Genomic DNA, 21,799 nt, shown 5'->3' on the forward strand with positions numbered 1-21,799 from the left:
ATTAAGTAATTAGATAAATATATGAAAAATTCTAAGTTTGTTATTGATAAAATAGCTAAATTGATTGAACAAGGACTGATATCAACAAAAGATATTTCTAACGAATTAATAACAATTTTGAAATCAAAAAGAGATGAAATAGTCTTTAAAATGAGGTTAACAAGCAAGGATGAGTTTGAAATTCTTTCTAAGAGGGTTGAAAATTTAGAAAAAAAAATTAATCAATCAAAAAAAATCAAAAAAAAACTAAAAAGGTAAAAAAATCTTAACTTCTAAACCATTCATTACAGATTTAGCTAATTTTATATTTCCTCCATGTGATCTGACAATATCAGAGGCAATTGACATTCCTAATCCAACACTAGATTTTGAATCTGCTCTTCCTTTATCCATTTTGTAAAATGGTTTAAAAACATTTTCATATTCATGCTTGGGAATACCTGGCCCATCATCCTCAATTTTAATAAATATATTATTGCTACCCTTAGAGATACTAATATTTATTTTTTTAGCATATTTGATTGAATTATCTAATAAGTTGTTAATACATCTTTTAATTAAGTTTTTTCTACCATTAATATATATCCTGGGCGCAATATTGGAAAAAATATTTTTATTATCATATTTTTTTACAATTTCATTGATTAAATCACTAAGATCAAATTGTTCATCTTTTTCAAGATAAGAAGAGCTGGTGAATTGAAGATATTCATTAAGCATTTTTTCCATTTCATTTATATCTTCAGCCAATTTATTGGATAATTCTTTGTCCTTAATAAAAGCAATTTGAAGCTTCATCCTTGTAAGTGGAGTTCTTAAATCATGACTAATTCCTGACAACATCTCTGATCTTTGGTTAAGATGTCTCAAAATTCTTTTTCTCATTCTATCGAATTCATAACCAGCTTGTCTTATTTCTGCAGCACCAGATGGTTTAAATTCATCTATTTCTTCTCCTCTACCAAATTTTTCTGCAGCTTTAGCAAGATTAGTAATTGGTCTTGTTTGATTTTTTAAAAAAATTAATGAAATTAAAACCATTATAACTGCTGGAACAGTTATCCAAAGTGCAAATATTCTGGCTGATGAGCTTGTTACTCTGTCACGTGGAATTAAAAATTTGAAGTAACCAGATTGATATTTAATTCTTAGATCAATTAACTCTTTATATCCTGTAGTATCAAACCAGAATTCTCCACTACCAAATTTTGATTTTAGTTCTCTTCTTAAAGTTCTATCAATTGGACTAAACCACCTCTCATCATAAAGATAATCAAAATTATTATCCTCAACATATTCAATATTTAAATCTTGGTAGACAGAAAATAAGCTTGTTATTTCATTTTTGTCATAAATTTCATCTGAATACACTTCAATAAATGTATTAATTTCATTCACTAAAGCCTTAGTCATACCTTTATTTGTTTTAATCCATAGACTATCAAAAAAAACGATTGTAATTATCAATTGCAAAACAATTACAGGGACTGCTACAATTAAAAGCGCACGATAAAATAATCTTTTTGGAAGAATATTTTTAATGAATTTACTCAATCCATAAAACATATCCAGCTCCTCTGATAGTTTGTAAAAATTTGGGATTTTTTGGATCTATTTCTATTTTTTTCCTTAATCTTGTAATAATCACATCAATAGATCTTTCCTTATCTAATTCAATTAAAAAACCTATATCCTCACGGGAAAAAGTTTTACCTGGATTATTGATCATTTTTTCTAAAATTTTTTTTTCTGTATTATTAATCTTATATTCATTATTCTTTTTTGAAATTATTTGTTTATTTAGGTCAATTTCAATATTTTCAAATTTTATAACTCTTTTTTGGTCATTCTTTTTTGTTTTTTCAAGAATATTTTTAATTCTTAATAAGAGTTCTTTAGGTTCAAAAGGTTTTGGTAAATAGTCATCAGCACCTATCTCAAGCCCCTCGACCCTTTCATTTGCTTCACCTTTCGCTGTTAGTAAAATTATTGGTGTTTCCAGTTTTTTTTGATTTTCTTTAATAAATTCTAAGCCACTTTTTCCAGGCATCATTATATCTAAAATTATTAAATCAAATTTGATTATTTTAATTTTTTCTAATGCATCTTCCGCACTAATAGCTGTCGTGATGAGATAATTATTCTCATTCAAATATTTTTTTACCAGGGTTCTTATCCCATCATCATCATCTACTACCAATATGTGTGCAATTAGATTATCCATTTATTATTTTTTTTAAAACATTGTCAAAATTTATTACTTCTTCAGAACTAGAATTTAACAAAGCACTATGGATCCTTTTTTTTTGAATTTCAAATATTTCGTTAAATATTTTTTTTCCCTTTTCATTCAGGAAAATGTGTTTAATTCTAGTATCTACTTCATCTTTTTTGAAAATTATTATTTCTAATTTAATCAAATCTTTTAAAACTCTATTAAGACTTTGTTTTGTAACTTTAAGTCTCTTGAGAAGCTCTGAAATAGAAATTCCCTCATACATAGATAGTAGATGAATTACTTTTTGATGTGCTATACCAATTTTATACTTATTTAGAATCTTTTTTGAATCTGAGAAAGTTTCTCTGTAACCAATAAAAAGCTTTTCTATTAAATCTTTTAATTGATCATCTTTTAGATATAAAAGTTGTTTCATTTTGGTAAGTTATATTGACATATTATAGATACAAAGATATTTTTCAGTAAGAATTTTTTATTTCATAAAATGATACCTTACGACAAAAGATCAGGAAAAATATGGTACAATGGCGAATTAGTCGATTGGTCAGAAGTTAAAGTTCATGTTTTGAGCCATGGATTGCATTATGCTAGCTGTGTTTTTGAAGGTGAACGCGTGTACGATGGTTCAATTTTTAAATTAGAGGAACATACATCTAGGTTGTTTTATTCTGCAAAAAGAATGGGATTTGAAATTCCATACAGCGAGAATGAAATAAATAATGCTTCAAAAAAAATAATTGCAACACAAAAAGTAGAAAATGGATATGTAAGACCAGTTGCTTGGAGAGGGAGTGAGATGATGGCCATTTCAGCACAACAAACAAAAATTCATGTTGCTATTGCGACTTGGGAGTGGGGATCATATTTTGATCCTAAACTTAAAATTGAAGGTATTAGATTAAATATATCTAGCTGGAGAAGACCTGCGCCTAACACGATTCCTTGGGACACGAAAGCTTCAGGGCTTTATATGATATGTACACTCTCAAAACATGAAGCAGAAAAACAAGGTTACACCGATTCACTTATGTTGGACCATGATGGAAATGTTGCTGAGGCTACAGGAGCTAATATTTTTTTTAAGGATAAAAATGGAGACTTGCACACTCCAATTCCAGATTCATTTTTAGATGGCATTACTAGAAGAACTGTAATTGAAATAGCAAAATCTAAAAATATTAAAGTTCATGAAAGAAAAATTAAACCTGAGGAATTAAAAAGTTTTGTAGGATGTTTCTTGACTGGTACAGCTGCTGAAGTGACACCTGTGTCTTGCATTGCTGAAAATCAATTTAAAGTTTGTGAAATGATAATTGATTTAAATGAAAGCTATCTTGCTTTAGTTAAAAAGAAAAAAGCAGCCTAATCTTTGCTATCCTCAGATATTGCATGATCAATTCCTTTACGCATATAATCATATCCAGTAAATAAAGTTAAAGCTGCAGACAACCATAAAAGAATTATTCCAATAGTTTGAGCATTATAATCTTGAAAATTGATAATTTTATTTCCAGTATCACCAGAGAGTAAAAGTGCAATAGACACCATTTGTAAAACTGTTTTCAACTTAGCTAAATTTGACACAGGTAATTTAATTTTCCCTTTTGCTAAAAATTCTCTTAGACCTGAAATTAAAATTTCTCTTGTTAAAATTATAATTGCAGCAATTACTTCATAATTGCGGATAGTTCCATCCATTACTAACAAGATTAATGCAGTAGCAACAATAATTTTGTCTGCTATTGGATCTAATAACTCACCTAATTTAGACTCCTCTCCAAGTAATCTAGCCAACATACCATCTAAAAAATCTGTAAACGATGCAATGATGAATAAAATAAGTGCTGTCAAATCTCCATAAAAGCCCGGAAGATAGAATGCTAAAACAAAAAATGGAACGATTAAAATTCTTCCTACAGTCAATATATTTGGTATTTTTTTAAGCATAAAAATATTTATTCGTGGAAAAAGTTATATATCTTTTTTGCAACTTTTTCCTCAACACCTTCAACAGATTTTATTTCATCAAGGCTTGCAGATTCTACTGCTCTGGCAGAACCAAAATGGTTTAATAATGCTCTTTTTCGGATAGATCCAATACCCTCGATCTGATCAAGTAAAGATTTACTAATTCCTCTTTTTCTTTTAGCTCGGTGAGCGCTTATTGCAAATCTGTGAGATTCATCTCTAATTCTTTGGAGAAAAAATAAAGTTGGGTCGTTTTTTGTAAATTTATATTCTTTTCCGTTATGAAAAAAAGTTTCATTACCGCTATTCCTATATTTACCTTTCGCTATAGCAATAATTGGTAAGTCGTGAAGACCTAACTCATTTAAGGTCTCTCGAGCTACAGAATATTGTCCTTTTCCTCCATCAACCATTACTAAGTCAGGAAATGTTAAATAATTGTCTTTTTCTTGGATAGCTCTTTTAAACCTTCTATTGAGAACCTCTCGCATCATTCCATAATCATCTTGTTCATTCTTTTGCAGTTTTATATTAAATTTTCTGTACCTTTTTTTAATAAACCCTTCATCACCATAAGCAATTAATGCGCCAACACTATTAGTTCCTTGAATGTGACTGTTATCGTAAACCTCTATTAAATTTATGTTTATTTCTAGATTAAATTTACTTGCAACAGAATCAAATAATTCTCTATTATTTTGACTTTCATAAAGTTTTCTATTTAAACTATCTTTTGCATTTTTGATTGCTTGATGAATAACTTTTAATTTTGATCCCTTCTTTGCAACAGAAATATTAATTTGCTTCTGTTCTTTTTCAGAAAGAGTTTTTTCAATCAAGTTCTTTTCTTTTATCTCTTCAGATAAAATTATTGAAGAGGGAACACTTTTATTTTCATAAAATTGTGAAACAAACGAATTCAATATATCACTTAATTTTTCATCTGGATCATGTTTTGGAAAAAATGCTTGATTGCCCCAATTTTGCTTTGACCTGTAAAAGAAAACCTGAATACATGTTTTGCCAGATTCTTTATATCCAGCGACTACATCAGCTTCAATTAAATTTGCTTCATTAACCCTTTGAGAAGATTGAATAATATTTAAAGATTTTATTCTATCTCTTAAAATTACCGCTTTTTCAAAATTTAAATCATCACTTGCCTTTTCCATTTGCTCAGATAAATTTTTTTGTATTTTTCTTGATTTACCAGAGACAAATTCAATAGCATCATCAACAGTTTTTTTGTATTCATCTTTTTCAACATAACCCACACATGGTCCAGAACATCTTTTTATTTGATAAAGAATACATGGGCGTTCTCTATTTTTAAAAACGGTATCATCACAAACTCTTAATTGGAAAATTTTTTGTATCATTTTTATAGTCCAATTAGCTGATCCAGCTGATGCAAATGGACCAAAGTAAAAACCTTCTTTTGTTTTTTTTCCTCTGTGCCTTTTTATTTGAGGCCACTTATCTTTGTTGCCTATAAAAATAAATGGAAAAGATTTATCATCTCGTAGTAAAATATTAAATTTGGGTTTATGTTTTTTGATTAAATTTGCTTCAAGTAGCAAAGCTTCACTTTCATTTGAAGTTGTTGTAATCTCCAATCTTCTTGTTTGGGATAGCATTCTCTCAGTTCTTATTATGTGATTTTTTTCTGATACATAGCTCTTTAATCTGTTAGGTAAATTTTTTGCTTTCCCAACATAAAGAATATCTCCCTTATCATTTAACATTCTGTAAACACCAGGTAGTTTAGGTATTAAAGGGAGTTCTTTTTTAATTACTTCTTTGCCAATTTCAGAACTTATCATGACTTCTTTTTTTGGTAATTTGTATACCAACAGATGAACACTCTTTTAAAATTTCCATTTTTTCAATTTTTAACATTATTTTTCCAATTCTTTTGTCTTTAAATAGTTCATCGAATACAGCTTCAGCTAAAGTTTCCAAAAAATTATAATGTTTCTTTTTGACTAGTTTTGTAATTAGTTTAACGATTGTTCCATAATTAACTATTGATTTTAAATCTTTATCGTTACTAGGTTTTTTATCTTCGTAATCAATTTCAAGACTAAATTTAACCTTCTGGGCCTTTTTTCTCTCAAAGTCATAGTAGCCAAGTTTAAGATCTAAAATTAATTCATTTATGAGTATTTTTTTTTCATAATTAAATAATCTTTTTTCTTTATGAATTTTTACTATTTTGAAATTATTTTTTTTCATTCTTTTCCCAAAACATCAGGTGTTTGCCAGTTTAAGCTTTGACCACTATCAACAGCTAATACTTGACCTGTAATAGAACTGTTTTTAATGAAGAAGTCAACTGCATTACAAATCTCTTTTACATCAACCTGTTTTTTTAAGGGAGTAGCCAAATATTGTTTTTTAAAGTGATTTATTGATTGCCTTATATTCTTTATAGTTGGACCTGGAGCTATACCATTAACTCTTATATTGGGTGATAGGCTCATTGCGCTAGTTTTGGTCAAAGTATAAAGCCCAGCTTTACTAATTGTGTAAGAAAAGAAGTATGGAGTGAGTTTAAAAACTCTTTGATCTATGATATTTATAATGTTGTTATTTTTTCCTCTTACATTTTTTGAAAATTCTTTAGTTAATAGAGCAGGAGCTTTTAAATTAGTTGATATGTGTTTATCCCAGCTAGCTTTATTAAAATTTTCTAATTTATCATTCTCAAATATTGATGCATTATTAATTAAACAATCAAAATATTTTATTTTTGATTTCGCAAATTTAATTATTTTATTTACATCTTTTTCTTTATTTAAATCGCCCTTAACCAAATAGACTTTAGTTCCATTCTTTTTAAGTTTATTTTTTAAAAATTCTGCTTTTGATCTTGATTTATGATAATGAATAATGATTTCTTTATTTGATCCAGATAATTTTTCTGCAATCGCGGCTCCTATTCTTGTTGCGCCACCTGTGATAATTATCTTCCGTGCTTCCATTTTTTATCTCTTTTTTTTGTAACTTTTGTACCAGGCATGCCCATAGTGGATCTACCTTTAGGATAAAGTTTATTTTTTACATCATACTGTCGTATTTTTGGATTTAATGTAATTTCTAATTCTGTACTTTCTAGTTTTCTTATTTCATCTCTAATTTTGGCTGCTTCTTCGAATTCTAAGTTTGAAGCTGCTTCTTTCATCTTTTTATCTAAAGCTTTTAGATGTTTTTTTAGATTTCCCCCAACATTAGAACCTTCACTGATTGTTACATAATCTTTTTCATAAACACTCTCTAAAATATCATTTATTTCTTTTTTAACAGTCTTTGCATCAATTTTATGTTTTTTGTTATAAGCTAATTGAATTTTTCTTCTTCGTTCTGTTTCTTGAATTGCTTTTTTAATACTTTTTGTTTCTTTATCTGCGTAAAGGATCACTTTTCCATCAACATTTCTTGCTGCTCTTCCAATTGTTTGAATTAAAGAAGTCTCAGATCTAAGGAAACCTTCTTTGTCAGCATCCAAAATTCCAACTAAAGCACATTCAGGAATATCTAAGCCTTCTCTTAATAAATTTATTCCAACAAGAACATCAAATACCCCCATTCTTAAATCTCTCATGATTTCTATTCTTTCAAGAGTATCGATGTCTGAGTGTAAATATCTAACTTTCACTCCATTTTCATGAAGGTATTCAGTTAAATCTTCAGCCATCTTTTTCGTAAGTGTTGTCACCAAAACCCTATGATTGTTTTCAATAACTTTTTTACATTCATGCATTAAATCATCTACTTGATTTTTGGCTGGTCTTATTTCGACTGGTGGATCAATTAATCCTGTAGGTCTTATTACTTGATCTATAAATTTCCCTTTTGTTTGTTCTAATTCCCAAGGGCCTGGAGTTGCTGAAACAAATACAGTTTGTGTCCTCATTAAATCCCACTCTTCAAATTTAAGTGGCCTATTATCCATGCAAGATGGAAGTCTGAAACCGTATTCAGCTAATGTGCTTTTTCTAGATCTATCACCTTTATACATTCCATTGAGCTGAGGTACTGTTACATGACACTCATCAACAAAAATTAAAGTATTATCTGGAAAGTATTCAAATAATGTAGGAGGTGGCTCTCCAGGTTTTCTTCCTGATAAAAATCTTGAATAGTTCTCAATTCCAGCACAAGAACCAGTTGCTTCAATCATTTCAAGGTCAAACTTTGTCCTTTCTTCTAATCTTTGAGCTTCAAGTAATTTATTTTCAGCTCTATGTTTTTTTAATGTTATCTCTAATTCTTTTTTTATATTTATTATTGCCTGTTCAATAGTAGGTTTTGGTGTGATGTAATGACTATTAGCATAGACTTTAACTAAACTTAATTCTCTTACTTTATCCCCTGTAAGAGGATCAAACTCTTCTATTTGTTCAAGTTTGTCACCAAATAAACTTAATCTCCAAGCCCTATCTTCTAAGTGTGACGGAAAAATTTCTAAATATTCACCTCTAGCTCTGAATGTGCCTCTATAGAAATTCTGATCATTACGTTTATATTGTAGAGCAACTAAAGATTTAATTATTTGTTCTCTATTGTAATCATAATTTTTTTGAAGCGTTAAAGTCATCTTGCTATAAGCCTCGACTGATCCTAAACCATAAATACATGACACACTGGCCACTATAAGAACATCATCTCTTTCAAGAAGAGATCTTGTTGCAGAATGTCTCATACGATCTATTTGTTCATTTATTGATGCTTCCTTTTCAATATAAGTATCAGATCTTGGAACATATGCTTCAGGAGTATAATAATCATAATAAGACACAAAGTATTCGACAGCATTATCAGGGAAGAAAGTTTTCATCTCACCATAAAGCTGAGCAGCCAAAGTTTTGTTCGGAGCTAAAATTAATGCTGGTCTATTAGTAGCCTCTATTACTTTTGCCATAGTAAAGGTTTTTCCTGAACCGGTAACACCGAGAAGTACCTGATTAAATTCTTCTTTATTTGCACCATCAACCAACTTTTTTATAGCTTCTGGTTGGTCACCAGCTGGTTTAAAATCAGATTTAATTTTAAATTTTTTACCACCTTCAAGTTTTCCACTGATTTTAGGATTTTTACTCTGAATATCAGTAATTAAATCTTGATAAGTATTTTCCATATATTAAACAACGTAGTAGAATTAATTTATATTTCAATGAGCATAATATCAGACAGTTTAAAGAGAATTAAACCATCTCCAACTATAGCTGTTACACAAAAAGCAAGAGAACTAAGAGAAGCTGGTAAAGATGTAATTGGGTTAGGAGCTGGTGAGCCAGATTTTGATACACCTGACAATATAAAAGACGCAGCTATTAAAGCCATCAAAAGCGGAGATACGAAATATACAGCAGTTGATGGAACTCCTGCTCTTAAAAAAGCAATAGTTGAAAAATTCAAAAGAGAAAATAATCTCGATTTTAGCACTGATCAAATAACAGTTGGAACTGGTGGTAAACAAGTACTTTATAATGCTTTTATGGCAACTTTAAACAAAGGTGATGAAGTAATTATACCTGCACCTTTTTGGGTTTCATATCCTGATATGGTTTTATTAGCAGGTGGAAAACCAAAAATAATTAAATGTGATGAGAAAGATGGTTTTAAGCTTACTGCAAAAAAACTCCAAAAGGCAATTTCAAAAAAAACAAAATGGTTAATTCTTAACTCTCCATCAAATCCAACAGGAGCAGGGTATACTAAAGATGAAATTCAGGATCTAGCTAAAGTGTTAATTAAAAATAAAAAGGTTCATATTTTAAGCGATGATATTTATGAACATATTAGTTATGACAATTTTAATTTTTTTACTATTGCCCAATTATCTAAACTAAAAGATAGAACTTTAACCATGAATGGAGTGAGTAAATCTTATGCAATGACTGGTTGGAGAATTGGATATGCAGCTGGTCCCAAGGATATCATTAAGGCAATAGGTAAAATTCAATCTCAATCAACTTCAAACCCATCTTCAGTAAGTCAAGCTGCAGCTGTAGAGGCTTTAAATGGATCACAAGATTTTATCCAAGAACGATCAAATGCCTTTAAGGAAAGAAGAGATTTTGTTGTTAAAAATTTAAATAGCATTAAGGGAATAAGTTGTTTGACACCTAATGGCGCATTTTATGTGTTTCCAAGCTGTAAAGGTTTACTAAATAAAAAAACAAAACTTAAAACAGATAGTGACTTTGTTCAAAAATTGTTAGAAAAAGAAAATGTTGCAGTTGTCCAAGGCTCTGCTTTTGGTTTAGATGGCTATTTTAGAATTTCATATGCCACTTCAATGGAAAATTTAAAAAAAGCAATGAGTAGAATTAAATCCTTTTGTGAAAGTATTTCTTAGTTAGTGAGATAAAAACTTTTCTGCTTCTAGTGCTGCCATACATCCCATCCCAGCAGCAGTTACAGCTTGTCTAAATGTTTTATCCTTCACATCCCCAGCCGCATAAACACCAGGAATATTAGTCTCTGTTGAGTCGGGTTTTGTAATTAGGTATCCTTCCTTATCCATTTCTAATTGATTTTTAAATAATTGAGTTGCAGGATCATGACCAATCGCAATAAATAATCCATCTAATTTTAACTCATCAACTTTATTTGTTTTGATGTTTTTTACTTTTATTCCTTTAACGTTTTTAGGTTCTTTATCACCAACAACATCTTCAACAACCGAGTCCCAAATAATCTCAATTTTTTTATTTTCCATTAATTTTTTTTGGAGCATTTTTTCTGCTCTTAAACTATCTCTTCTATGAATTAATTTTACTTTTGATGCAAATTTTGTAAGGAACATTGCCTCTTCTACTGCAGCATTACCACCACCCACAACAGCAACTTCTTTATTTTTAAAAAAAAAACCATCACAAGTCGCACATGCCGAAACTCCAAACCCTCTAAACTCCTGCTCTGATTTTAAATTTAACCATCTTGCTTGTGCTCCAGTTGAGATGATAATACTATCAGCAGTATATTTCTGACCACTATCACCAACTGCTTCAAATGGTTTAGACTTTAGATTAACTGATGCGATATGATCTTCAATCATTTCAGTCCCAACTGCTTTTGCTTGATCTTTCATTTGATCCATTAGCCACGGGCCTTGAATTACATCGGCAAATCCTGGATAATTTTCAACATCTGTAGTAGTTGTTAATTGTCCGCCTGGGGCAGAACCATAAACTAAAATTGGATTAAGCATTGCTCTTGCTGCATAAACAGCAGCAGTGTATCCAGCAGGGCCGGATCCAATTATTAACACTTTTGTGTGTTTAGTTGGATTTTGACTCATATGAAAGCTATATAGTGATTAATGACTAAATTAAAAGGTTTATTATTGACCGAAGGAATGCATGGCATGATTAGCCAAGTAGAAGGTCTTGCTAAGGCATTGGATTTAGATTTTATACACGAGAAAATTGAACTTAATAATTTTTGGAAAATGATTCCTCCAAAACTTACTCCAGCTCAAAATTTTACCTTTAAAAATAAAATTAATCAAAATTTTAATATTGTAATTTCTTGTGGGAGAAAAAGTGTCATCCCATCTATCTATCTAAAAAAAATATATAAAAATAAGATAATGAATATTCATATTCAGGATCCAAAGGTTTCATTAGAAAATTTTGATTTAGTTGTTATTCCAGAACATGATGGTTTAAATGGGAAAAATGTTCTCAAAAGCAAAGGAGCAATTCATTATCTAAGAAATGATGAATTAGAAAAAAATATTGATTATTTAAAACCTAAAATTAACAAAGAAAAAATTGTAACTTTGGTTACTGGCGGTCCAAATAAATATTATGATTTTAATGAAAAAGAAATTAATAGAATATTTTCCAAAATAAATGACAATTTTATCATTAAGGGCTATCAATTAATCTTTATACCATCAATAAGGACACCTCAAAAAATAATTGATTATGCAAAGAAATATTTTGATAATAATCAAATAATTATTGATAAGGTTGATAAAAAAGCCTACCTCTCATCATTAAAATTGACTGATTATATTGTTGTGACATGCGATTCAACTTCAATGATTTCAGAGGCAGCAATGACTGGTAAGCCAATTTATGTAGCTCAGATGGAGCCAGTTAGAAATAATTACAGATTTAAAAAATTTTTTGAATTATTTAAATCTTTAAAAATCATTAAAGATTTGGAAAATTCATTAGAAAAATGGAGTTATGATAAACTTAATGAAACTGATAAGATTTCAGATTATATAAAAGAACAATTTAAAAAATATGACTTTTCTTGATTCAATTTTAAATAAATCTAAAAAACACGATTTCCCATTTGATCACTGGGAATATAATGATCCTCTAACTGAGAATGCAATTAAAGAAATTATTGGTGCTGACATCCCTGACGTAAGCAAACATAATTTATCTTATGATGGAACTAGAGCTATAGATGATGGAGCTGCAGAATATAGAAAAGGAATAGCGTCAGGAGGCAAAGCAATTAAATTTAGGTGTTTTGTAACAAAAGAAAATGCATCTCAATTTCCAAACCTTGTAAAATTTATAAATGAACTTCAGTCAAAAGAAACTTATGAAATGATTTCAAAAATGATTAATAAAGATTTATCCAATTCATATGTCAGGGTTGAGGTTATTTGTGATAGGGAAGGATTTTGGCTGAAACCTCATTGTGATATTAAAGAAAAGTTATTGTCAGGTTTGATCTTTATAAATAATGAGAATGAGTCTGAGGACTTAGGGACAGATTTTTATAATGAAAAATTAGAAAAAGTTAAAACTGTTCCGTATAAACATAACTATGGGTATTTATTTACCAGTGGTCCAAATACGTGGCATGGAATGGAAAAAAAAAAGATAGTCAAAGAAAGAAGATGTCTTCAAGTAAATTATGTTACTTTTAAAACAGACTGGAAAGTAAATTCTTAAACATCTTGAAGAGAAGTTACTTCTAAATTTCTTGTTTTTAATGATTTAATTGCTTCTATACATGCATGTGCTGTTGACATATTTGTGCAATAAGGAACTTTATTTTTGAGAGTAGCCCTCCTCAAAGCTATAGCATCATTTAACCTGTGCTCACTGTTTCCTCCACCAGTGTTTATTACTAGTGCAATTTTTTTTGAGTCTAAAATATCCACAATATGAGGTGAGCCACTACTTACTTTGTTTATGATTTTACACTTCATGCCGTGTTTTTTTATGTAATCCGCAGTTCCTTTTGTAGCGCTTAAAGAAAAATTAAGCTTGATTAAATCTTTTGCCAAATCAATTCCCTCATCTTTATGTGAATCTTTTAATGATATAAAAGCTAAGCCTTTTGTGGGTAACGAGTTTGCTGCCGCAATTTGACTTTTCGCAAAAGCCATACCAAAATTTTTATCAAAACCCATTACTTCACCTGTTGATTTCATTTCTGGTCCCAAAAGCAAGTCACTATTTGGAAATTTGTTAAATGGAAATACAGCTTCTTTTACTGCATACATTCCTTTTGATTTATCTTTTAAATTAAATTTAGATAATTTTTCTCCCGCCATCACTCTCGAAGCTATTTTAGCTAATGGAAGCCCTTTTGCTTTTGATACAAAAGGAACTGTTCTACTAGCTCTTGGATTTACTTCGATTACATAAATTTCATCCTTTTTAATTGCAAATTGTATATTCATAAAACCTCTAACCTTTAAGGCAAGAGCAAGTTTTTTAGTTTGATTTTCTATTTCTTTTATTAAATAAGGCTTAATTGAAACAGGAGGAAGACTACATGCCGAGTCACCTGAGTGAATTCCTGCTTCCTCAATGTGTTGCATTATTCCTGCAACATGAACTTGGTTTCCATCAGAAATAGCATCTACATCTACCTCCATTGCATGATCAATAAACTTATCAATCAAAATTGGATTTTTTTCAGCAGCTTTAAATGCTTCCTCTACAAAATTTTTAAGCTGACTTCTTTCATAAACAATTTCCATTGCTCTTCCACCTAAAACATACGAAGGTCTTACCATTAAGGGTAAACCAATTTTATCAGAAATTTGAATTGCTTGTTTAAAGGTTTTAGCAATTCCACTTTTAGCTTGTTTTAGTTTTAATTTATTTAATAAATTTCTAAATCGATTTCTATCCTCTGCTAAATCAATTGATGTATATTGGGTACCTAAAATTGGAAGATTGTTATCATGCAAAAATTTTGCAAGTTTAATTGGAGTTTGTCCACCAAACTGAGCAATAATACCAATAAGGTTTCCTTTTTCTTTTTCTTTTTTAATTATATTAAAGACATATTCTTCTTTTAAAGGCTCAAAGTATAATCGATCGCTCGTGTCATAATCTGTTGAAACTGTTTCAGGATTACAGTTAACCATGATTGTTTCAAAGCCCACATCTTTTAATGCAAAACTAGCCTGACAACAGCAATAATCAAATTCTATTCCTTGACCTATTCTGTTAGGTCCACCGCCTAAAATAATAATTTTTTTCTTTGATGATGGATTTGCTTCACATTCAGAATTAATTGAAAAGTTACGCTGATATGTTGAATACATATAGGGAGTAAAAGATTTAAATTCAGCTGCACAGGTATCAACTTTTTTAAATACAGGTAGGATTTTAAGTGCTGTTCTTTTTCGTCTAACGGTATCTTCAGAGATGTTAGTTAATTCTGATAGTTTTTTATCAGAAAAGCCAATTGATTTTATTCGGTTAAATTCATTAAAATCTTTAGGTAAACCTTTATTTTTAATCTTAGTTTCATTATCTACAATTTCTTTGATTTGCTCTAAGAACCATGGATCAATCTTAGATAGTGTGAATATTCTTTTTAAATCAATTTTTTTTCTAATTGCTTCCGCAACTAACAAAATTTTATTTGGTATATTTTCTTTAAGTTTCTTTTCAATTTGCTTTTTATTTAAATTAAATATTCTATCTAAACCCGAAAAACCAGTTTCAAGAGAAACTAATGCTTTTTGAAGTGACTCTTTAAAGTTTCTTCCAATTGCCATTGCTTCTCCCACTGATTTCATTGAAGTGCCTAATGTTGCAGGAGATGTTGAAAACTTTTCAAATGTAAATCTTGGAATTTTAGTTACTACATAATCAATACTTGGTTCAAATGATGCAGGAGTAACTTTAGTAATTTCATTTTTTAACTCATCCAATGTGTAGCCAACAGCAAGTTTTGCGGCAACTTTTGCAATTGGAAATCCAGTTGCTTTTGATGCAAGTGCCGATGAACGGGAAACCCTTGGGTTCATTTCAATTACTACCATTCGTCCATTTTTAGGATTAATTGCAAATTGAACATTTGATCCACCTGTTTCAACTCCAATTTTTCTTAGACATGCAATTGAAGCATTTCTCATTACTTGATATTCTTTATCAGTTAAAGTGAGAGCAGGAGCAACTGTAACTGAGTCTCCTGTGTGTATTCCCATTGGATCAACATTTTCTATTGAGCAAACAATTATACAGTTATCTTTTTTATCTCTTACAACTTCCATTTCAAATTCTTTCCAACCTTCTAAGCACTCCTCAACTAAAACTTGATTAACAGGTGATTCATGTAATCCAGTTTTAATAATTTTAAGATAATCTTTTTTATTTTTAGCAATTCCACCTCCAAGTCCACCAAGAGTAAATGCAGGTCTAATGATTGCAGGTAATCCTATTTTATTTAAAACTTTAGATGCTTGGTTGATATTGTTTACAATTTCAGATTTAGGTAGATCTAAACCTATATCAATCATATTTTTTCTAAATTTCTTTCGATCTTCTGCATTTGAGATAGCTTTAGAATTTGCCCCAATTAATTCTATTTTGTATTTCTTTAGTAGTCCTTTTTTCTCAGCCTCCATTGCAAGGTTAAGGGCTGTCTGACCACCCATAGTTGGAAGAATTGCATCAGGTTTTTCTTTTTTAAGAATTTTCTCTAAAACTTTTAAAGTAATGGGCTCTATATAAGTTTTGTCCGCAACATCAGGATCAGTCATTATTGTTGCAGGGTTTGAGTTAATTAATACTACCTTGTATCCTTCATCTCGTAATGCTTTACACGCTTGTGTTCCTGAATAATCAAACTCACAAGCTTGCCCAATAATGATCGGACCTGCTCCAACAACCAATATTTTTTTAAGATCTTTTCTTTTTGGCATTTTTTTTCATGTTGTTAATAAATTCTTGAAATAAATAAACGCTGTCTTGAGGTCCTGGGTTTGACTCGGGGTGATATTGAACTGAAAATATTGGTTTATTTTTTAATCTGATACCTTCAATACAATTATCAAATAAAGATTTATGAGTAATTTCAATATTTTTTGGCAAACTTTCTCTAACAATTTCAAAGCCATGATTTTGACTGGTTATCTCGACATTATCATGAATTAAATTTTTAACAGGGTGATTAGCACCTCTATGACCAAGTTTCATTTTTTTGGTTTTTGCACCAAGTGTTAGTGCAAGTATTTGATGACCCAAACAAATACCAAATATAGGTAAATTCTTTTTAATTAAATTTTTAATTATATTAATTGCATATTTTCCTGTCGCAGCAGGATCCCCTGGACCATTTGATAAAAATATACCGTTTGGTTTAAGCGATAAAATTTTATCAGCTGATGTTTTGCAATGAACAACAGTTACTTTGCAATTAAAGTCGGAAAAATACCTTAAAATATTTTTTTTTATTCCATAATCAATCGCAACTACATGAAAAATACTTTTATTATTTTTTTTGTAACCAGTTTCTTTTTTCCAAGTCTTAAGTCCTTTCCACACATAGTTTTTTGATGTTGTGACTTTTTCTGCAAGATCAAGGTTTTTTAGTCCACTCCACTTAGTTGTTGAGTTAGTTAATTTACTGATATTGAATTTACCCGTTTTATTGTGAGCAATTGTCCCCTTAGGAGCGCCCTTATCCCTTATAAAATTAGTTAAACTTCTAGTGTCTAATCCTGTAATTCCAACAATTTTATTTTTTTTTAGCCAAGCGTCTAGATGAAGAAATGATCTGTAATTAGATGGTGATGTTATTTCCGAATTAAACACAACTCCCTTAGTCCAGATTTTATCAGATTCATAGTCTTCTTTGTTTGTGCCAACATTTCCAACATGAGGAAATGTAAAATTTATAATTTGTCCCGCATAAGATGGATCAGATATTATTTCTTGGTATCCTGTTAATGAAGTATTAAAGCAAACCTCACCAGTAGCAGCTCCTTGATAACCAATGCCAATGCCTTTAAAAACTTTTTTATTTTCAAGAACTAAAATGCCTGTATGAATTTTTGAGATTTTTTTTGAGGTTGTTTTTTTTGCTTTTTTGTTCAATTACAACTCATGAGTTAAAGGTTAATACAATAAATGGTTTATTATCGCAACAGAGATGTATTATAAAATTGTAAAAAAACAATTTTTCTTTTGAAGAATTTTATCTTTGCAGTAGATTAAAAAATTATGTCATTAAAAGAAACAATCGAAACTGAATATAAAAATGCTTTAAAATCAAAAGATAAAACCAAAATATCAACTTATAGGTTAATTTTATCATCTATTAAGGATCTAGATATTTCCAATAGATCAGGTCCTAACAAAAAAGAGACAGATGATGAGGATATAAAAAAATTATTCAAGAAGATGGTTAAGCAAAGAGCCGAATCAATTGATATTTATAAAAAAAATAATCGTGCTGATCTTTTAGAGGTGGAGCAAAATGAATACGATATTTTGACAAGTTTTTTACCTAAACAACTTAGTGAGCAAGATACAAAAAAAATATGTGAAGAAATAATTTCTAGGTTAGGAGCTGGTTCAATTAAAGATATGGGTAAAGTTATGGGTGAGTTAAAGAAAAAACATGCTGATGAAATCGATTTCTCAAAAGCAGGAATTTTACTTAAAGAATTATTAAATAAATAATGAAATATCCAAAAGAATATCTTAATGAAATCAAAACAAGATTGAAGGTTTCAACAGTCGTTTCAAAAGTTGTTAGCTTAAAAAAAAGAGGAAAAGAGTATGTGGGTCTTTCACCTTTTAAAAATGAAAAAACACCATCGTTTACAGTGAATGATGAAAAAGAATTTTATCATTGTTTCGCAACATCTGAGCATGGAAACATATTTGATTTTGTCATGAAAACACAAAATTTAAGATTTGGTGAAGCTGTAAAATATTTAGCTAATCTTGCTGGTATGCAACCTTATATTTTCTCAAAACAAGATGAAATAAGAGAAGAAAAATGGAAAATTTATTCTGCAATTTTCAATCAGTATGTTGATTATTATCACGATGAGCTTTTAAAGAATGAAAACTGTTCTATTGCCAGAGACTATTTAAAAAATAGGTCTATTGATAAAGATCAAGTAAAAAAGTTTAAAATTGGTTACATAGAAAAAAATCCAAATTTATTTGAAAAATTAAAAAATAGTTTTAATACTGATGATCTACTTGAAACTGGATTATTTTATCTAGATGAGAAAAAAAAAATCTATGTTGAAAGATTTAGAGGTCGGTTAATTTTTCCAATAAATAATATCTCAGGACAGCCAATAGCATTAGGGGGAAGAATAATTGAAAAAAGTGATTTTCTTGCAAAATATATTAATTCTCCAGAAACTTCTTTTTTTAAAAAAGGTTCAAATTTATATAATTTAGATTTCGCTAGAAAACTATCAAACAAATTAGAAAATATTTTTTTGGTTGAAGGATATATGGATGTTGTTGGGTTAAGTAAAAATGAAATTGAAAATGCTGTGGCTAATTTAGGAACATCTTTAACAGACAAGCAAATATTTACATTAAACCAATTTTTTGATGAAATTATTATTTGTTTCGATGGCGATGAAAGTGGTTACAAGGCTGCACTTAGGGCTGCAGAAAATTCTATAAAAGATCTAAAACCTGAAAAACAAATATCATTTTTATTTTTACCAGATAACGAGGATCCAGATAGCTTTGTAAATAAAAATGGAAAAAATTATTTTATTGACTATTCGACACAGAATAAAATTTCAATTCATCAATTTATATTTACTCACTATAAAAAGCATACTGAAAATAACCCATCCTCAATGGCAATTTTTGATAAAAAACTTAGAGATATAGCTAATACAATCAAAGACAATTATATAAAAAAATATGTATTAGAATATTTTTTAGAAAAAATCTCTGATTTAACACCACACACCAATCAAAATAAAAAAAATTTTTATTTTAAAAAAACCAAATCATTAGCAACAACAAAAAAACATTATAATGATAGTAAATCACTCACTGGAGTAGAACTAAAAGAATTTTCGTTGATTTACTTGATGATAAACAATTTAGATCTAATACAAGAAAATATTCACTTAGTTGAAGATATTAAATTATTTACAGATGTTAATAAGCAAATCTTCAAAAAAATTTTATTAAAATTAAAATCAGGAAAAAAATTATCAATTAACAAATTAGATATTGATGACCAATTAATTGATAAAATAATTAAGTTTGCTCCTATTAAATATATCTTAAAAAATAAGCCTAATAACGAACATGAAGTAATTGAAATTTTAGACGACATAAGTAGAGACTTAAATAATTATGACTTAGAGTTTAGAATCCAAGAATTAGAATCGAAGTTTTCTAAAGATTTGAGCGAAGCGACATTTAACGAGCTAAAAGAGCTTAAAAAAAAGCAAAATATCAATTAATCTCAATAAATTAATAATGGATTTTTATATATTTGACATTATATAAGACTATTCAAATTTATTAGTGTGGAAAGAATAATTACAAAATCATTTGCTCGCTTAATGGGACGAGGAACTCATAGAGGTTTCATCACCTATGAAGAATTAAATAAATCTCTTGGGAAAAGAAATCTTTCAGATGAGAACCTTGCTCAAGCATTTATACATATTTTAGATGAAAAAATATCTTTAGTAGAAAAAAAATCAGATTTCAAAGTTTTAAGAAAAAAAGAAGGTTCTTCTAAAGAGGAAGGTAAAACAATTGAAAAAAGTGATGATCCTATAAGAATGTACCTAAGAGAGATGGGTGGAGTTGAGTTATTATCAAGAGAAGGTGAAATTGCTATTGCTAAAAGAATAGAAGCTGGAAAAGATGTAATGCTAATTGCGTTGTCTCAAAGTCCAATTACAGCCCAGCAATTTTTTGAGTGGAACGAAAAATTACAAAAGGACGAAATTTTAGTTAGAGAGATTATTGATATTGATACAAACTATATGGAGGATGAGTCAACAGGCCCGAGTGCAAAACAAAAAAATGCTGGTGAAACTGATGGAGAAGAAGGATCTGGTGATGATAGTGATGAAGACTTTAATCCAACACTTGCAGCAATGGAAACAGAAATAAAACCCAAAGTTTTAAAAACAATAAACTCAATAACAAAAGATTATAATAAACTAATTAAGTATCAAAAAGAAAAATTAGATTGTACTTTAGAGTCTAAACTTTTTTCACCTGCAAAAGAAAAAAGTTATGATAAAATTGTTAAAGAAATTCTTGAAAATATTAAATCGCTTCAATTATCACCATCAGTTCTTGAGGAATTAGTTCAAAAGCACTATGTCGAAAATAAAAAAATTATTTCTTTAGAAGGTAATCTTTTAAGATTAGCTATGGATTATAAAATACCAAGAAATGAGTTTATAAAATTTTATATTGGTAATGAAATTAATCCAAACCTTAAAAAATTTTTAGACACCAATAATGTCTGGAAGCAATTTTTTGCAAAGAATAAAGATAAATTTAAAGAAATAAGAGAGAGATTAATAGAAATTAGTCATAAAATTGGTATGTCAGTTACTGATTTTAAAAAATTAGTTAGCAGAGTTCAAAAGGGAGAAAAAGAGTCAAGAATAGCTAAAAAAGAAATGGTAGAGGCTAACTTAAGATTGGTTATTTCAATTGCAAAAAAATATACGAATAGAGGTTTGCAATTTCTTGATTTAATTCAAGAAGGAAATATTGGATTGATGAAAGCAGTTGATAAGTTTGAGTATAGAAGAGGATATAAGTTTTCTACATATGCTACATGGTGGATTAGACAAGCAATTACAAGATCGATTGCTGATCAAGCAAGAACAATAAGGATACCTGTGCATATGATAGAAACAATTAACAAAATAGTAAGAACACAAAGACTTATATTGAGTGAATTTGGAAGAGAAGCTACACCAGAAGAGTTAGCTAAAAAGCTGAGAATGCCTTTAGATAAAGTTAGAAAAGTACTTAAAATTTCTAAAGAACCAGTATCTCTTGAAAAACCAGTTGGCGATGAAGAGGATAGTAGTCTTGGTGACTTTATTGAGGATACAAAAGCTTTAGCTCCATTAGAACAGGCGATTAAATCAAATTTAGGTGAAGCGACTACAAAAATTTTATCTACTCTTACACCAAGAGAAGAAAGAGTTTTAAGGATGAGATTTGGAGTAGGAATGAATACTGATCATACTTTAGAAGAAGTTGGTTTGCAATTTTCGGTAACTAGAGAACGGATACGACAAATTGAAGCCAAGGCATTAAGAAAATTAAAACATCCAAGTAGATCAAAACAATTAAAAAGTTTCTTAGAAAGTTAAAGTTAATC

The 21,799-nt window shown here is 29.3% G+C and carries 19 protein-coding genes; 8 read left to right on the forward strand and 11 right to left on the reverse strand.

Features of this window, described 5'->3' with window-relative positions; genetic code table 11:
* Positions 1-21: 21 nt before the first annotated feature.
* The gene (locus tag ACTTAV_RS02420) at positions 22-258 is read left to right on the forward strand and encodes a hypothetical protein (RefSeq protein ID WP_440669953.1); all 237 of its coding nucleotides are present in this window, start codon (positions 22-24) and stop codon (positions 256-258) included.
* Here the strand turns inward: ACTTAV_RS02420 and ACTTAV_RS02425 are convergent.
* From ACTTAV_RS02425 to ACTTAV_RS02435, 3 genes are read right to left on the reverse strand one after another with little or no spacing between them, the layout of a single operon-like run.
* Positions 247-1,566: an ATP-binding protein gene (locus ACTTAV_RS02425; RefSeq protein WP_440669954.1), complete on the reverse strand. Its 1,320-nt coding sequence runs from the start codon at positions 1,564-1,566 to the stop codon at positions 247-249. The genes ACTTAV_RS02420 and ACTTAV_RS02425 overlap by 12 nt on opposite strands.
* Entirely contained in the window at positions 1,547-2,224 is a 678-nt protein-coding gene (locus ACTTAV_RS02430) for a response regulator transcription factor (protein WP_440669955.1), read from the reverse strand. Before ACTTAV_RS02430 ends, ACTTAV_RS02425 begins: the two co-directional genes overlap by 20 nt.
* Entirely contained in the window at positions 2,217-2,654 is a 438-nt protein-coding gene (locus ACTTAV_RS02435) for a MarR family winged helix-turn-helix transcriptional regulator (RefSeq protein ID WP_440669956.1), read from the reverse strand. Before ACTTAV_RS02435 ends, ACTTAV_RS02430 begins: the two co-directional genes overlap by 8 nt.
* A 69-nt stretch (positions 2,655-2,723) precedes the next feature.
* Here ACTTAV_RS02435 and ACTTAV_RS02440 point away from each other — a divergent pair, with 69 nt between their 5' ends.
* Positions 2,724-3,605: a branched-chain amino acid aminotransferase gene (locus tag ACTTAV_RS02440; RefSeq protein WP_440669958.1), complete on the forward strand. Its 882-nt coding sequence runs from the start codon at positions 2,724-2,726 to the stop codon at positions 3,603-3,605.
* On the opposite strand, the gene pgsA is transcribed toward ACTTAV_RS02440, so the two are convergent.
* Genes pgsA through uvrB form a run of 5 tightly spaced genes read right to left on the reverse strand, consistent with a single transcriptional unit; the run spans position 3,602 to position 9,347 of the window.
* On the reverse strand, positions 3,602-4,186 hold the full coding sequence (gene pgsA, locus ACTTAV_RS02445) for a CDP-diacylglycerol--glycerol-3-phosphate 3-phosphatidyltransferase (protein WP_440669960.1): 585 nt from the start codon (positions 4,184-4,186) through the stop codon (positions 3,602-3,604). The genes ACTTAV_RS02440 and pgsA overlap by 4 nt on opposite strands.
* 8 nt (positions 4,187-4,194) lie before the next feature.
* Positions 4,195-6,030 carry an excinuclease ABC subunit UvrC gene (gene uvrC / locus ACTTAV_RS02450; RefSeq protein ID WP_440669962.1) on the reverse strand — a complete coding sequence of 612 codons (1,836 nt, stop codon included), beginning with the start codon at positions 6,028-6,030 and terminating at the stop codon, positions 4,195-4,197.
* Positions 6,017-6,442 carry a dihydroneopterin aldolase gene (locus tag ACTTAV_RS02455; protein ID WP_440669964.1) on the reverse strand — a complete coding sequence of 142 codons (426 nt, stop codon included), beginning with the start codon at positions 6,440-6,442 and terminating at the stop codon, positions 6,017-6,019. The genes uvrC and ACTTAV_RS02455 overlap by 14 nt, the downstream gene beginning before the upstream one ends.
* Positions 6,439-7,191 (reverse strand): SDR family oxidoreductase, encoded by a 753-nt coding sequence (locus tag ACTTAV_RS02460; RefSeq protein ID WP_440669965.1) that lies wholly within the window; start codon positions 7,189-7,191, stop codon positions 6,439-6,441. Before ACTTAV_RS02460 ends, ACTTAV_RS02455 begins: the two co-directional genes overlap by 4 nt.
* The gene (uvrB, locus tag ACTTAV_RS02465; RefSeq protein WP_440669967.1) at positions 7,173-9,347 is read right to left on the reverse strand and encodes an excinuclease ABC subunit UvrB; all 2,175 of its coding nucleotides are present in this window, start codon (positions 9,345-9,347) and stop codon (positions 7,173-7,175) included. The genes ACTTAV_RS02460 and uvrB overlap by 19 nt, the downstream gene beginning before the upstream one ends.
* Before the next feature lie 36 nt (positions 9,348-9,383).
* Between uvrB and ACTTAV_RS02470 the strand changes: the two genes are divergently transcribed.
* Positions 9,384-10,571 carry a pyridoxal phosphate-dependent aminotransferase gene (locus tag ACTTAV_RS02470; protein ID WP_440669969.1) on the forward strand — a complete coding sequence of 396 codons (1,188 nt, stop codon included), beginning with the start codon at positions 9,384-9,386 and terminating at the stop codon, positions 10,569-10,571.
* On the opposite strand, the gene trxB is transcribed toward ACTTAV_RS02470, so the two are convergent.
* Positions 10,572-11,516, reverse strand: a complete 945-nt coding sequence (gene trxB / locus ACTTAV_RS02475; RefSeq protein WP_440669970.1) for a thioredoxin-disulfide reductase — start codon at positions 11,514-11,516, stop codon at positions 10,572-10,574.
* 21 nt (positions 11,517-11,537) lie between these two features.
* Between trxB and ACTTAV_RS02480 the strand changes: the two genes are divergently transcribed.
* Together ACTTAV_RS02480 and ACTTAV_RS02485 are read left to right on the forward strand one after the other, a co-directional pair.
* A complete protein-coding gene (locus ACTTAV_RS02480) occupies positions 11,538-12,488 on the forward strand; it encodes a mitochondrial fission ELM1 family protein (RefSeq protein WP_440669972.1) in 951 nt (316 codons plus the stop codon).
* Complete coding sequence (locus ACTTAV_RS02485; RefSeq protein WP_440669973.1) at positions 12,475-13,140, forward strand: hypothetical protein; 666 nt, start codon at positions 12,475-12,477, stop codon at positions 13,138-13,140. Before ACTTAV_RS02480 ends, ACTTAV_RS02485 begins: the two co-directional genes overlap by 14 nt.
* Here the strand turns inward: ACTTAV_RS02485 and carB are convergent.
* Positions 13,137-16,361, reverse strand: a complete 3,225-nt coding sequence (carB, locus tag ACTTAV_RS02490; RefSeq protein WP_440669974.1) for a carbamoyl-phosphate synthase large subunit — start codon at positions 16,359-16,361, stop codon at positions 13,137-13,139. The genes ACTTAV_RS02485 and carB overlap by 4 nt on opposite strands.
* Positions 16,339-17,535, reverse strand: coding sequence for a glutamine-hydrolyzing carbamoyl-phosphate synthase small subunit (gene carA, locus ACTTAV_RS02495; RefSeq protein ID WP_440669975.1), 1,197 nt, complete (start codon positions 17,533-17,535; stop codon positions 16,339-16,341). The genes carB and carA overlap by 23 nt, the downstream gene beginning before the upstream one ends.
* Positions 17,536-17,661: 126 nt before the next feature.
* Between carA and ACTTAV_RS02500 the strand changes: the two genes are divergently transcribed.
* From ACTTAV_RS02500 to rpoD, 3 genes are all read left to right on the forward strand, one after another.
* Complete coding sequence (locus ACTTAV_RS02500; RefSeq protein ID WP_440669977.1) at positions 17,662-18,123, forward strand: GatB/YqeY domain-containing protein; 462 nt, start codon at positions 17,662-17,664, stop codon at positions 18,121-18,123.
* Positions 18,123-19,898: a DNA primase gene (dnaG, locus tag ACTTAV_RS02505; RefSeq protein WP_440669978.1), complete on the forward strand. Its 1,776-nt coding sequence runs from the start codon at positions 18,123-18,125 to the stop codon at positions 19,896-19,898. The genes ACTTAV_RS02500 and dnaG overlap by 1 nt, the downstream gene beginning before the upstream one ends.
* Positions 19,899-19,964: 66 nt before the next feature.
* The gene (rpoD, locus tag ACTTAV_RS02510; protein ID WP_440669979.1) at positions 19,965-21,791 is read left to right on the forward strand and encodes an RNA polymerase sigma factor RpoD; all 1,827 of its coding nucleotides are present in this window, start codon (positions 19,965-19,967) and stop codon (positions 21,789-21,791) included.
* The last annotated feature ends 8 nt before the right edge of the window (positions 21,792-21,799 follow it).

This window comes from Candidatus Pelagibacter sp. HIMB1483, from assembly GCF_052048135.1.
Lineage (GTDB): Bacteria > Pseudomonadota > Alphaproteobacteria > Pelagibacterales > Pelagibacteraceae > Pelagibacter.

What these genes read in the sequence shown, in the direction of transcription:
- ACTTAV_RS02460 (WP_440669965.1), bottom strand. Translation starts at nt 7,191, where the DNA reads ATGGAAGCACGGAAGATAATTATCACAGGTGGCGCAACAAGAATAGGA.
- ACTTAV_RS02470 (WP_440669969.1), top strand. Translation starts at nt 9,384, where the DNA reads ATGAGCATAATATCAGACAGTTTAAAGAGAATTAAACCATCTCCAACT.
- pgsA (WP_440669960.1), bottom strand. Translation starts at nt 4,186, where the DNA reads ATGCTTAAAAAAATACCAAATATATTGACTGTAGGAAGAATTTTAATC.
- ACTTAV_RS02430 (WP_440669955.1), bottom strand. Translation starts at nt 2,224, where the DNA reads ATGGATAATCTAATTGCACACATATTGGTAGTAGATGATGATGATGGG.
- ACTTAV_RS02455 (WP_440669964.1), bottom strand. Translation starts at nt 6,442, where the DNA reads ATGAAAAAAAATAATTTCAAAATAGTAAAAATTCATAAAGAAAAAAGA.
- trxB (WP_440669970.1), bottom strand. Translation starts at nt 11,516, where the DNA reads ATGAGTCAAAATCCAACTAAACACACAAAAGTGTTAATAATTGGATCC.
- ACTTAV_RS02425 (WP_440669954.1), bottom strand. Translation starts at nt 1,566, where the DNA reads ATGTTTTATGGATTGAGTAAATTCATTAAAAATATTCTTCCAAAAAGA.
- dnaG (WP_440669978.1), top strand. Translation starts at nt 18,123, where the DNA reads ATGAAATATCCAAAAGAATATCTTAATGAAATCAAAACAAGATTGAAG.
- ACTTAV_RS02440 (WP_440669958.1), top strand. Translation starts at nt 2,724, where the DNA reads ATGATACCTTACGACAAAAGATCAGGAAAAATATGGTACAATGGCGAA.
- uvrC (WP_440669962.1), bottom strand. Translation starts at nt 6,030, where the DNA reads ATGATAAGTTCTGAAATTGGCAAAGAAGTAATTAAAAAAGAACTCCCT.
- ACTTAV_RS02485 (WP_440669973.1), top strand. Translation starts at nt 12,475, where the DNA reads ATGACTTTTCTTGATTCAATTTTAAATAAATCTAAAAAACACGATTTC.
- ACTTAV_RS02420 (WP_440669953.1), top strand. Translation starts at nt 22, where the DNA reads ATGAAAAATTCTAAGTTTGTTATTGATAAAATAGCTAAATTGATTGAA.
- uvrB (WP_440669967.1), bottom strand. Translation starts at nt 9,347, where the DNA reads ATGGAAAATACTTATCAAGATTTAATTACTGATATTCAGAGTAAAAAT.
- ACTTAV_RS02435 (WP_440669956.1), bottom strand. Translation starts at nt 2,654, where the DNA reads ATGAAACAACTTTTATATCTAAAAGATGATCAATTAAAAGATTTAATA.
- ACTTAV_RS02500 (WP_440669977.1), top strand. Translation starts at nt 17,662, where the DNA reads ATGTCATTAAAAGAAACAATCGAAACTGAATATAAAAATGCTTTAAAA.
- carB (WP_440669974.1), bottom strand. Translation starts at nt 16,361, where the DNA reads ATGCCAAAAAGAAAAGATCTTAAAAAAATATTGGTTGTTGGAGCAGGT.
- ACTTAV_RS02480 (WP_440669972.1), top strand. Translation starts at nt 11,538, where the DNA reads ATGACTAAATTAAAAGGTTTATTATTGACCGAAGGAATGCATGGCATG.